Origin of the sequence: Paraburkholderia sp. SARCC-3016 (genome assembly GCF_031119615.1) — a bacterium.
Classification (GTDB): Bacteria; Pseudomonadota; Gammaproteobacteria; order Burkholderiales; family Burkholderiaceae; genus Paraburkholderia.
In genome coordinates this window covers 36,007-48,597 of sequence record NZ_JAVHZD010000019.1, presented here as the reverse complement: position 1 = coordinate 48,597, position 12,591 = coordinate 36,007, and the positions used below count along the sequence as shown (strand labels likewise).

Annotated in this window: 10 protein-coding genes; 6 read left to right on the top strand and 4 right to left on the bottom strand. The window is 64.2% G+C overall.

Annotated elements, in window-relative coordinates; all coding sequences use genetic code 11:
* Positions 1–2: 2 nt before the first annotated feature.
* Positions 3–647 carry an L-fuculose-phosphate aldolase gene (locus QYH69_RS19730; protein ID WP_308833495.1) on the bottom strand — a complete coding sequence of 215 codons (645 nt, stop codon included), beginning with the start codon at positions 645–647 and terminating at the stop codon, positions 3–5.
* 17 nt (positions 648–664) lie between these two features.
* Entirely contained in the window at positions 665–1,453 is a 789-nt protein-coding gene (locus QYH69_RS19725; protein ID WP_308833494.1) for an SDR family oxidoreductase, read from the bottom strand.
* Between the two features lie 413 nt (positions 1,454–1,866).
* On the opposite strand from QYH69_RS19725, the gene QYH69_RS19720 reads away from it, so the two are divergent.
* A complete protein-coding gene (locus tag QYH69_RS19720) occupies positions 1,867–2,673 on the top strand; it encodes a GntR family transcriptional regulator (RefSeq protein WP_308833493.1) in 807 nt (268 codons plus the stop codon).
* A gap of 99 nt (positions 2,674–2,772) precedes the next feature.
* On the opposite strand, the gene metG is transcribed toward QYH69_RS19720, so the two are convergent.
* Positions 2,773–4,989, bottom strand: a complete 2,217-nt coding sequence (gene metG / locus QYH69_RS19715; protein ID WP_374992455.1) for a methionine--tRNA ligase — start codon at positions 4,987–4,989, stop codon at positions 2,773–2,775.
* Positions 4,990–5,387: 398 nt separating this feature from the next.
* On the opposite strand from metG, the gene QYH69_RS19710 reads away from it, so the two are divergent.
* Positions 5,388–6,164, top strand: a complete 777-nt coding sequence (locus tag QYH69_RS19710) for a hypothetical protein (RefSeq protein ID WP_308833491.1) — start codon at positions 5,388–5,390, stop codon at positions 6,162–6,164.
* A 486-nt stretch (positions 6,165–6,650) separates the two neighbouring features.
* Here QYH69_RS19710 and QYH69_RS19705 read toward each other — a convergent pair whose 3' ends face one another.
* The gene (locus QYH69_RS19705; RefSeq protein WP_075156555.1) at positions 6,651–7,313 is read right to left on the bottom strand and encodes an OmpA family protein; all 663 of its coding nucleotides are present in this window, start codon (positions 7,311–7,313) and stop codon (positions 6,651–6,653) included.
* Between the two features lie 338 nt (positions 7,314–7,651).
* Between QYH69_RS19705 and apbC the strand changes: the two genes are divergently transcribed.
* The 4 genes from apbC to QYH69_RS19685 all read left to right on the top strand — a co-directional run bounded on the left by apbC (position 7,652) and on the right by QYH69_RS19685 (position 12,589).
* Positions 7,652–8,740 (top strand): iron-sulfur cluster carrier protein ApbC, encoded by a 1,089-nt coding sequence (gene apbC / locus QYH69_RS19700; RefSeq protein WP_308833490.1) that lies wholly within the window; start codon positions 7,652–7,654, stop codon positions 8,738–8,740.
* Between the two features lie 185 nt (positions 8,741–8,925).
* Positions 8,926–9,471 carry a superoxide dismutase family protein gene (locus QYH69_RS19695; protein WP_308833594.1) on the top strand — a complete coding sequence of 182 codons (546 nt, stop codon included), beginning with the start codon at positions 8,926–8,928 and terminating at the stop codon, positions 9,469–9,471.
* Positions 9,472–9,639: 168 nt separating this feature from the next.
* Complete coding sequence (dcd, locus tag QYH69_RS19690; RefSeq protein WP_308833489.1) at positions 9,640–10,209, top strand: dCTP deaminase; 570 nt, start codon at positions 9,640–9,642, stop codon at positions 10,207–10,209.
* Between the two features lie 97 nt (positions 10,210–10,306).
* Entirely contained in the window at positions 10,307–12,589 is a 2,283-nt protein-coding gene (locus tag QYH69_RS19685) for an arginine/lysine/ornithine decarboxylase (RefSeq protein ID WP_308833488.1), read from the top strand.
* The last annotated feature ends 2 nt before the right edge of the window (positions 12,590–12,591 follow it).

Sequence of the window (12,591 nt, the reverse complement as noted above, 5' to 3'; positions counted from 1 at the left end):
AGCTAGTCGCGGTGGCCGTAATTGCCCATGCGGGCGATCACGTTGTCGATTTCCGCGACCGACAGGAGCGGCGGCTCTTCTACCTGAAGGCACGTCAGATATTGACGCGCCAGCGTCTCGACTTCGACGGTGAGCCACATCGCCTTGTCGAGCGTCGTGCCCGTCGCGATCATTCCGTGGTGCGCGAGCAGGCATGCCTTGCGGCCTTCGAGCGCGACGAGCGCATTGGCCGAGAGTTCTTCGGTGCCGAAGGTCGCGTACGGGGCGCAGCGGATGTCGCTGCCGCCGGCGACCGCAACCATGTAGTGGATCGGCGGAATCGGGCGTTCGAGAATCGACAGCGACGTGCAGTACGGCGGGTGCGTGTGCACCACGGCGTTGACGTCGGCACGCGCGCGCAGGATGTCGAGGTGGAAACGCCATTCACTCGATGGCTGACGCTTGCCCTGCGCTTCGCCGTCCATCGTCATATAGACGATGTCGTCGGGCTCCATCGCGTCGTAAGGCATGCTCGTCGGCGTGACGAGCATGCCGTGTTCGTGACGCACGCTGATGTTGCCCGATGTCCCCTGGTTCACGCCGAGCGCATTCATGCGCCGGCACGCGTCGATGATCGATTGGCGCTGGTTGAGTTCGTGTTCGTTCATGTGCCGTTTCTCGCGGGTTACCAGGACGTGTAGCCGCCGTCGATCGGGACGATCGAGCCGGTCATGTAGGACGATGCGGTCGAGGCGAGGAACACCACCGCCGACGCGATTTCGGCGGGCTCGCCGCAGCGGCCCATTGGCGTCATGTCCATCCATACATCGAACAGTTCGGGCCGCGCGCGCATGGCAAGCGTCATTTCCGTGCCGATATAGCCGGGCGCGAGCGCGTTGACGCGGACGTTGTCTTTGGCCCATTCGGTCGCGAGCGCCTTCGTGAGCATGTGCACGGCCCCCTTGCTCGTCATGTACGACGCGGCGCTTTGCGGACGGTTGACGATAACGCCCGACATCGAGCCGAGATTGACGATGCTTCCCGCTCGCTGCGCGACCATGTGGCGCCCGAACGCGCGTGATACCCAGAAGGTGCCGTTCACGTTGATGTCCATGACCTGCCGCCATTCGTCGTCGGGCGTCTCGAACACGCTGTTCAGGCGCGCGATGCCGGCGCTGTTCACGAGCGTGTCGATGCGGCCTTCGCGCTCGACGATTTCGTCCGCGATGCGCCGCACCGCGTCGGCGTCGGTGACGTCGATGCGGTAGATCGCGGCATCGATGCCTTCGTTGCGCAGCGTTTCCTGCGCACGTTCGAGCGCGGTGCTGTCGCGATCGAGCAGGATCGGCCGCGCGCCGCACTGGGCGAGCGCGCGCGCCGATTCATAGCCGATGCCGCTCGCGCCGCCGGTGACGACCGCCCGCGTGCCGGCAAGACCGAAGCGTTCAGGATAAGCAGATGCCGTGGAAGCCATGCCTCTTCTCTATCTGTTGCACAACGTTAGTAACCCTTACTGACATGGCGCGGCCCGGCGCCGATAGAATGCCGCAGCCGGTGTCGCGCAGTGAAAGGGATCGGGGATGACGGCGCCCGGTGCTCGAAGAGCGCCAGCCGGACGACTTAGCCCGCTGTGATGAAGCGCGGCGAAAAACGGCGATGCGGCGGGCTGCACGACGGATAACAGGACGAGAGGGCGCTGATATGCATGTTGTCTCCATGTCCGTCTTGGCCTTCAAAGGGCTTGACGTGGTAATTACCAGTTGGTTATAACCACAATCATGGTCAACGTCGGCTGGACTGTCAAGCTGAATTTCAGCGGAATCTGCAGTGCCGATGTGACATCGCCCGACTTCGCCGATAATCGGAACGCACGCCGACTCGACTCATATGACAGACATCGCAGAGATAATCGACCTTCAGGACCTGCTCGGGGGACCGGAGCAGTTCGACCGTTCCGGACCGCTACCGCTTTGGGTGCAGGTCAAGAACGTTCTTGAGACGGCCATCCGCAATCCGGGCGTGAGCCCTCGTGCACGTGTGCCGTCGGAGCAGAATCTTTGCGACCTTCTCGGCGTGTCGCGGCCCATCGTGCGACTCGCGCTCGATTCGCTGGTCAAGGCTGGGCTCATCACCAAAGTGCCGCGGCAAGGGATATACGTTGCGCCGCGCAAGACGGACGTCGATTTCGCCTCGATGAACGAGAGCCTGTTCGCGGAGATCAGCCGCGGCCACCGGGTCACGACACGCATTCTGCATATGTCGCGCGAACGTCCGTCGCAGCGCGAGCGCGACATGCTCGCTTTGCCGCCAGGCGCCGACGTATTACGGCTGTACCGGCTGTACTCGGTCGACGAAGTGCCGACCGCCTTGTCGTGGCTCACGCTCGCGGGTCACCGGGTAGCTGGGCTCGAGTCGCTGATGGCGGACAACGTATCGGCTTACGGCGTGATGCGGGAGCGCTACGACCTGCAGATCGAGTTTTCCGAGCGCTGGTTCGAAGCCGCGGTGCCCAACGAGGAGCAAGCCGCATTGCTGCAGTTGTCGGCCGGCCAGCCCGTGCTGTCGATCGAGTCGGTCGGACGCACGCGCGATCACCAGCCGCTCGAATACTATCGCTGCCTGTATAGCACCGCCTTCAGCCGCATCCATGTGACTGCGCATGCGCGAGCGGAACCGCCGGGCGGAACCGCGTGACCATGTAAAACGGCTCGCCGATATGGCTCGCCGTCACGGCTCGCCGTCTGGCGAGCCGTTTCGTGCTTTGCTCCGTCTGCTTGCGTGCTTGCTGGCGCGTTATTTCACGCGCATGCCCGGCTTCGCGCCGCTATCGGGTTCGAGCACGTAGATACCGGGCTCGGCCTTTTCATCGGCCGCCGATGCCGCGAGCACCATCCCTTCCGAGAGCCCGAACTTCATCTTGCGCGGCGCGAGGTTCGCGACCATCACCGTGAGCTTGCCGACCAGCTGCTCCGGCTGATACGCGGACTTGATGCCCGAAAACACGTTGCGCGTCTTTTCCTCGCCGACGTCGAGCGTCAGCTGCAGCAGCTTGTCCGATCCCTCGACGGCCTTGCACTCGACGATCTTCGCGATGCGCAGATCGATCTTCGCGAAGTCGTCGATCGAGATGATCGACGACTCTTCTTCCTTGCCGTTCGCGTCCACGCCGTTCGTGGCGCCTTTGGCGCCCGTGGCGCCTTTGGCTTTTGCCGCCGCCGCTGCGCCATTCGGGTTGGCCGCTGCCGGCGCAGATGTGGTCGCCTGCAGCGACGAGCGGTTCGCGTCGAGCAGCGCGTCGACCTGCTTCGGATCGACACGCGTCATCAGATGCCTGTACGCACTGATCGGACGCTCCGACGACAGCGGCCGTTGCGCGTCGGCCCACACGAGCGGCTCGATGCCGAGGAACGCCTCGGCCGCTTGCGCGACCTGCGGCAGCACGGGCTTCAACGCAAGCGACAGCAAACGGAACGCCTCGATGCTGACGGTACAGGTTTCGTGCAGCGCGACCGCGTTGGCCGGCTCTTTCGCCTGATCCCACGGCTTCGCGGTGTCGACGTAGCCGTTCACTGCGTCGGCGAGCTCCATCGTCTGGCGCAGCGCGCGGCCGTAATCGCGCGCCTCGTAATGCGCGGCGATTTGCGGCAGCGCGGCGCGCAGCGTGCCGAGCAGCGGATGATGCATCGCGCTGTCCTGCACGCGGCCGTCGAAGCGCTTGAGCAGAAAGCCCGCCGCGCGGCTCGCGATATTCACGTACTTGCCGACGAGGTCGCTATTCACGCGCGCCTGGAAATCTTCGAGGTTCAGGTCGATGTCTTCCATCGTGCCGTTCAGCTTCGCGGCGAAGTAGTAGCGCAGCCATTCGGGATTCATGCCCGCTTCGATATAGCTGTTCGCGGTGATGAACGTGCCGCGCGACTTCGACATCTTCGCGCCGTCGACGGTCAGAAAGCCGTGCGCGAACACGTTGGTCGGCGTGCGATGGCCGGAAAACTCGAGCATCGCGGGCCAGAACAGCGTATGGAAGTACAGGATGTCCTTGCCGATGAAGTGATACTGCTCGGCGCTCGAACCCTTGCGGATCCACGCGTCGAAGTCGATGCCGCGCTTGTCGCACAGGTTCTTGAAGCTCGCGTAGTAGCCGACCGGCGCATCGAGCCACACATAGAAGTACTTGCCCGGCGCGTCGGGAATTTCGAAGCCGAAATACGGCGCGTCGCGTGAAATGTCCCAATCGGCCAGTTTCGCGTCGCCGGCCGCACCGAGCCATTCGCGCATCTTGTTCGTCGCTTCGGGCTGCGCGAGGCCGCCGACCCAGCCGCGCAGGAATTCCTCGCAGCGCGGGTCCGACAGGCGGAAGAAGTAGTGCGTCGACTTCTTGCGCACGGGCGTCGCACCTGAGACGACCGAGTAAGGGTTGATCAGATCGGTCGGCGAATAGGTCGAGCCGCATACCTCGCAGCTGTCGCCGTACTGGTCCTTCGAGCCGCACTTCGGGCATTCGCCTTTGATGAAGCGGTCCGGCAGGAACATCTGCTTGACCGGGTCGTAGGCCTGCTCGATTTCGCGCGCGTCGATGAGCCCCGCGTCGCGCAGCGCCAGATAGATCGATTCCGACAGCACGCGGTTCTCTTCGGAGTCGGTCGTGTAGTAGTGGTCGAACGAAATGCCGAAGTGGTTGAAGTCGCGCGTGTGCTCGTTCCACACGCGTTCGATCAGCTGCCTGGGCGTGATGCCTTCCTGCTCGGCCTTCAGCATGATCGGCGTGCCGTGCGTGTCGTCGGCGCCGACGTAGTAGACCTCATGCCCGTGCATGCGCAGCGCGCGGACCCAGATATCCGTCTGGATGTATTCGACCAGATGGCCGATGTGGATCTGGCCGTTTGCATACGGCAGCGCGGACGTGACGAGGATCTGGCGGCGGCCCGGCGGCGTGCCGGTGGGTTGGAGCCCGGCGGCGAGGTCGTTGGCGTTGCGGTCCACGGAGTGGCGATCGGTAGAGGCTGACATACGGAATTTACACGCGGATTGATAGGCAGAATTTTCTGGCCTGCGGCGAGATGAGGCTGCCGAAGGAAGACGGACCAGCTTCGATTCGACCGATTTTACCAGCGTGTCAACGCTCGACCGTGGTCGACCACGGCCGAGCGCGACCGGAAAGCGTTGCCGAACAACGTGCGCGAGACCGCGGTATGTCATGCGACATGGTTTTTGTTCCTGCCGCTGCGTTGGCGAGCGCACGGTGCGGCCCGGTACGCGACCGTACTGTTCTTATGCATCTGCTTCTTTACGCGATTCGGTTCGCCGAAATCGTTCGATAACAAGCGAACCGGCATCGTGAGTGCTGTGCCGGTCGCGGCGTCGCGCGCGCTGCGGGAGCGTGCGTGACGCTCATAGAGGAGAGAGGAATGATAGCCACTGAGGCGCTCGATTCCGAGCTGCTGGCGTCCGTCGACATGACGGACGTCGAGAACCTGTTCGCGTCGATCAATCGGCAGGGGTTCGGCGTCCTTCACAACGTCGTGCCCGATGTGGTGCTCGCACCGATGCGCGAATACATCACGGCCGAACTCGCGCGGCGCGGCGGCCAGTATTTCGGCATGCGCGGCCAGGACTGGATCGCGGACAGCCCGCTCAACGCAGTCTTCAGCGCGCGCGGCTTCCGGACCGTGCTCGAGGGTCTTTATCATCGCGCGATGCACGGGGAGCCGCTGAGCAAGCGGATCCTGCCGGTGCTGCGCGTGCTGGCTGGAACGCACGGCCTGCGTCACGCCAATCTTTTTCACTACGACTCGTATGTGGTCACGGCGCTGGTTCCGGTGCTGATTCCGAACCGGCCGGACGAACCGCACGGCGACCTCGTGATGTATCCGAATATGCGCAACGTGCGCGGACCGGTCATGCTGAACATTCTCGAGAAGGCAATCGTCGAGAGCCCGCCTGCCTGCCACTTCTGGCGCTCGCCGGCGGTGCAGCGCCGGCTTGGCGCGAAGCCGGTGCCGCTCGAGCCGGGCAACATCTATTTCTTCTGGGGAATGCGCTCGCTGCACGCTAACGAGGCGTGCCTGCCGACCAGCATCCGCAGCACGGCGCTTTTTCACTATGGCGACCCGCATGAGAACAGCATCCTGAAGCGGCTGAGCCAGGCGCGCGCACGCGCGAACCTCAGACGGCTCGCGAAGTAGCGCCGCAAGGGGAGCTTTCATTTTGCTGAATGTGTTCCTCGCGCAGCCGTCCCGACAATTGGGCGGCGCGTCGCCGGGGATACGGGCAGATCCATGTTGTCGCCAGGCGCCCACGCGTTCGGGACGTGCGTTCCGGGTGCTGAATGACGCCCTGACGGCGGGCCGCGGCGCGGCCATGGCACAGGCTCCCGGCGAACCGTACGCGCCAAAAAAAACCGGGGCTAATGGGCCCCGGAGCAACAACGACAAGAGGAGAATGGTGACGCGGCGGACGAACCGCACACGTACCGTTAATAAAGACAGCGGTCGAGCAGAAGAGTTCGAAAAATTTTCGTTCGCCTTAGACGAACCCTTCAGTCCCGCTTTTTCGGGCGGCGAAAAACGCCTGCAGCCGAGGCTTCGCGGCGTTTCCGGCGGCGCGGTCTTTGCGACCGTTCCGGCCGCGGCCGCCTCGCCGCCCGTCGTTCTCCATCGCTGCTGCGCTGATTACTGCGGACGCGCCTGACCCGGCTGCGCGGTCGCGCGCAGATAGATCTCGACGCGGCGATTGGCCGCGCGGCCCGCCTCGGTGTTGTTGTCCGCGATCGGCTGGCTTGCGCCCATGCCCGTCGCCGACAGGCGTTGCGGCGCGACACCTTGCGAGGCGAGGTAGCTCGTCACGCTTTCCGCGCGGTTGACCGACAGCGTCTGGTTGTAGGCCGCCTGACCCGTGCTGTCCGTATGGCCGACCACCTGCGCGATCACCTCCGGGTTCTGGTTCAGCGTTTGCGCGACCTGCGCGAGCACCGGCTGGAACGACGGCTTGATCGCGTAGCTGTTCGTATCGAACGTGACCGAGCTCGGGATGTTCAGCTTGAGCGAACCGTCGGGCTGCTCGGTGATCTGCGTACCCGTGCCCTTCGTCGCACCGGAGAGCTTGTTGTGAATCTTTTCCCAGTTGTAGCCCGTGATGCCGCCGACCGCGGCGCCGACGCCGGCGCCGATCGCCGCGCCCTTGCCGCCGCCGAAGATCGCGCCGAGCGCGGCGCCCGTGCCCGCGCCGACGCCGGTGCCGACCGCCGTGTTGGTGCCTTGCTGCGTGGCGCAGCCGGTGACGAGCGCGCCTGCGATGGCGATTACCGAGAGGCGGGTCATGATTTTCGCATTCATTTTCAGGTCCTTTCTTTGAGTCAAACAAGCCGGCTACAAGAGGCGGCTGGCATACGGCGCGGGTGGAGCGCCTGTCGCGCGAGGCGAAAGCCCGGCGCGAAGTCCGCATCGCGACCCCTCATGCGCGCACCGACAACCAAAAAGGGTCTTCCGGCATGTGCCGACACCAGCCACTACAATGACGTTTGATGCACCAGCGATTCGGCCCTTTTGCTGGTCGCGCGGCAAGCGTGCCTGCGAGACCGGTTTTACGCAATCCTGGATAACAATTTCTTTCAATTCCGGCCGCTGGCGAAATTTCGATTCCGCCGCGCGCCCAGCGTTCCCACGGAGACTCAATGAGTATCGATCGGGCCCAGGTGGATGCCGCCCTCGCGGCCATCGCCGATCCCAACACGGGCCGGCCGTTTGCCGCCGCGAAGAATTTCAGGAACATCAAGGTCGATGGTGCCACGGTCAGTGTCGACGTGGTGCTCGGCTATCCGGCGAAGCGTCAGTTCGACGCGATCCGCGCGCTCGTCGCCGGCGCGCTCGCCGCGGTGCCGGGCGTCGCGCAGGCACAGGTGCAGGTGTCGCAGGAGATTGCGGCGCATACCGTGCAGCGCGGCGTGAAGCTGTTGCCGAACGTGAAGAACATCGTCGCCGTCGCGTCGGGCAAGGGCGGCGTCGGCAAGAGCACGACCGCCGTCAACCTGGCGCTCGCGCTCGCGAGCGAAGGCGCTTCGGTCGGCATTCTGGACGCGGACATCTACGGCCCTTCGCTGCCGATGATGCTCGGCATCACGGGCCGGCCCGAATCGCCCGACGGCCAGTCGATGCATCCGCTGACCGGCTACGGCATGCAGGCGAATTCGATCGGCTTTCTGATCGAGCAGGACAACCCGATGGTGTGGCGCGGCCCGATGGCCACCTCGGCGCTCGAGCAACTGCTGCGTCAGACGAACTGGCGCGAACTCGATTACCTGATCGTCGACATGCCGCCGGGCACCGGCGACATTCAGCTCACACTCTCGCAGCGCGTGCCGGTGACGGGCGCGGTAATTGTCACGACCCCGCAGGACATCGCGCTGCTCGACGCGAAGAAGGGCCTCAAGATGTTCGAGAAAGTGGGCATTCCGATTCTCGGCATCGTCGAAAACATGGCCGTGCATATCTGCTCGAACTGCGGCCACGAAGAACATATCTTTGGCGCAGGCGGCGGCGAGCGCATGGCGAAGGAGTACGGCGTCGACGTGCTCGGCAGCCTGCCGCTCGATATCGCGATTCGCGAGCAGTCCGACTCGGGCAAGCCGCCCGTCGTCGCCGACCCGGACGGCCGCGTCGCCGGGATCTATCGCAGCATCGCGCGCAAGGTCGCCATCCATATCGCCGAGCGGGCGCGCGACATGTCGTCGAAGTTCCCGACGATCGTCGTGCAGAACACCTGAGTTTGCATCGGCGTCAGCGCGATGGCGTTTGCCGTGCATGCGCGGCGCGCGCGTATCGCGTGCCGCGCATGAACGGCACGGATGCCTTGCAAGGCGTTTTGCAAGGCCGCTCGCGGTATCATGTCGACTTCATCAGGTCCGGCAAGGCGGCTGCAGGGGCGGCCGGCGCCCGACAAGAGGATCGCATGAGAAAACGAATCGACGGCCGTGCGATGCAAGCCTTCTTGGCGCTCATCGTCATGGCTGCCAGCGGCGTGCTGCTCGCCGGCTGCACGTCCTTCCTGCAACCGCAGGAGAAACGGGCCGTTGCCCAACTGCTGCCCACGCTCGGCAACCAGGCGCGCGGCACCGTGACGTTCATCGAGCGTTCGGACGGCGTCCAGGTCACGTATAACCTCGTCGGCCTGCCGCCTGGCAGCGACCACGCCCTGCAGGTGCACGAGCGCGGCGATTGCAATGCCGCCGACGGCTCGAGCGCGGGCGCGGTCTTCTCGCCGGCCGCCGAGCGCCTGAAGAGCGGCGCGCGCGTCGAGGGCGACCTCGGCAACATCCACGCCGACAGCACCGGCGTCGCAACGGGCTTCATCGTTGCGCCCGACGTCTCGCTCGACGGCGTGCGCTCGGTGCTGCAGCGCTCGGTGCTGCTGCACCACGATCCGACCGATCCGTACGCGTATCCGCAGCGCGGCCCCGGCCCCGCCATCGCTTGCGGATTGATCCGCACTCAGTAAGCGCGGCAGCCCGCTCCCTTCGCGTAAAATAAGCGCCTTTCGTCCGACCGCAGCCGCCGGTCGAGGCCTGTCCGGTCCGGCATCGAGCCGGGCGCAGGGCTTCCGGATGCCGGCACCGGCGCGGCGTTCATCCCGAGTCATACCCACCGTCACGTCAGCGTTCACCTTATGAGCATCAAGTCCGACAAGTGGATCCGGCGCATGGCCGCCGAACACAAGATGATCGAGCCGTTCGAGCCGTCGCAGATCCGTACGTCCGAAGATGGCCGCAAGATCGTCAGCTACGGCACCTCGAGCTACGGCTACGATATTCGCTGCGCAGACGAGTTCAAGATTTTCACGAACATCAATTCGACGATCGTCGACCCGAAGAACTTCGACGAGAAGTCGTTTGTCGATTTCAAGGGCGACGTCTGCATCATCCCGCCGAACTCGTTCGCGCTCGCGCGCACGGTCGAGTACTTCCGCATTCCGCGCAGCGTGCTGACCGTGTGCCTCGGCAAGTCCACGTATGCGCGCTGCGGCATCATCGTCAACGTGACGCCGTTCGAGCCGGAGTGGGAAGGGCACGTGACGCTCGAGTTCTCGAATACGACACCTTTGCCTGCGAAAATCTACGCGAACGAAGGCGTCGCGCAGGTGCTGTTTTTCGAAAGCGACGAGATTTGTGACGTGTCGTACGCGGATCGCGGCGGCAAATACCAGGGTCAGCACGGCGTCACGCTGCCGAAGACATGACGCCGGCCGCCCGGCCAGGCGTTTGACTCAATTGCCATACGGGGACCGCTACCCGCCGAGCGTCAGGTAGCGGTCGTTCTTTTTGGAGAATCGCCCCATGAAGTTTCGTTTTCCCGTCGTCATCATCGACGAAGATTTCCGCTCCGAGAACATCTCGGGTTCCGGCATCCGGGCGCTTGCCGAAGCGATCGAGAAAGAAGGCGCGGAAGTGCTCGGGCTGACGAGCTATGGCGATCTGACGTCGTTCGCGCAGCAGTCGAGCCGCGCCTCGTGTTTCATCCTGTCGATCGACGACGACGAGCTGTTGCCGTACGTCGAAAACGCAGCCGACAGCGACGCGCCGGAACTCGCGCCCGCCATCATCGACCTGCGCGCGTTCGTCGCCGCGGTACGGCGCCGCAATGCCGACATCCCGATCTTCCTGTACGGCGAGACGCGCACCTCGCGCCATCTGCCGAACGACATCCTGCGCGAGCTGCACGGCTTCATCCACATGTTCGAGGACACGCCGGAGTTCGTCGCGCGGCACATCATCCGCGAGGCGAAGGTCTATCTCGATTCGCTCGCGCCGCCGTTCTTCAAGGAGCTCGTGCAGTACGCCGAGGAAGGTTCGTATTCATGGCACTGCCCGGGCCACTCGGGCGGCGTGGCGTTCCTGAAGAACCCGCTTGGCCAGATGTTCCACCAGTTCTTCGGCGAGAACATGCTGCGCGCCGACGTCTGCAATGCGGTCGACGAACTCGGCCAGCTGCTCGACCACACGGGTCCGGTCGCCGCGTCGGAGCGCAACGCGGCGCGCATTTTCAGCGCGGACCATCTGTTCTTCGTGACCAATGGCACGTCGACGTCGAACAAGATCGTCTGGCACGCGACGGTCGCGCCGGGCGACATCGTGCTCGTCGACCGCAACTGCCACAAGTCGATCCTGCACGCGATCACGATGACGCACGCGATTCCGGTGTTTCTGACGCCGACGCGCAATCATTTCGGCATCATTGGGCCGATTCCGCGCGACGAGTTCAAGCCGGAGAACATTCGCAAGAAGATCGAAGCGAATCCGTTCGCGCGCGAGGCGCTCGCGAAGAACCCGAACCTCAAGCCGCGCATTCTGACCATCACGCAAAGCACGTACGACGGCGTGATCTATAACGTCGAGATGATCAAGGATCTGCTGGGCGACCTGCTCGACACGCTGCACTTCGACGAAGCGTGGCTGCCGCACGCCGAGTTCCACGAGTTCTATCAGGACATGCACGCGATCGGCGCGGGCCGGCCGCGCACGGGCGCGCTCGTGTTCGCGACGCACTCCACGCACAAGCTGCTCGCCGGCATCTCGCAGGCGTCGCAGATTCTCGTGCAGGACTCGGAGAACAGCACGTTCGATCGCCATCGCTTCAACGAGGCGTATCTGATGCATACGTCGACGAGCCCGCAGTACGCCATCATTGCGTCGTGCGACGTCGCCGCGGCGATGATGGAGCCGCCGGGCGGTCCGGCGCTCGTCGAGGAATCGATCGCCGAGGCGCTCGACTTTCGCCGCGCGATGCGCAAGGTCGACGACGAATTCGGCGCCGACTGGTTCTTCAAGGTCTGGGGTCCCGACGAACTCGCCGAAGAAGGCATCGGCTCGCGCGAAGACTGGATGCTGCGCCCGAACGATCATTGGCATGGCTTCGGCGCGCTCGCCGAAAACTTCAACATGCTCGATCCGATCAAGGCGACGATCATCACGCCGGGCCTGACGGTGGACGGCGAGTTCGGCGAAACCGGCATTCCGGCCGCGATCGTGACGAAGTATCTGGCCGAGCACGGGATCATCGTCGAGAAGACGGGGCTTTACTCGTTTTTCATCATGTTCACGATCGGCATCACGAAAGGCCGCTGGAACTCGATGGTCACCGAACTGCAGCAGTTCAAGGACGACTACGACAACAATCAGCCGCTGTGGCGCGTGCTGCCCGAATTCGTGGCGCAGCATCCGGCTTACGAGCGCATCGGCCTGCGCGATCTCTGCGAGCAGATCCACAGCGTCTACCGGGCGAACGACATCGCGCGCCTGACGACCGAGATGTACCTGTCGAACATGGAGCCGGCCATGAAGCCGTCCGACGCGTTCGCGAAGCTCGCGCACCGCGAAGTCGACCGGGTGCCGATCGACGAACTCGAAGGCCGCGTCACGTCGATCCTGCTCACGCCGTATCCGCCGGGCATTCCGCTGCTGATTCCGGGCGAGCGCTTCAATCGCACTATCGTCAGCTACCTGCAGTTCGCGCGCGAGTTCAACGAGCGTTTTCCGGGTTTCCATACCGATATCCACGGGCTCGTCGGTGAAGTGATCAACGGTCGCGTCGAATACTTTGTCGACTGCGTGCGCAACTGACG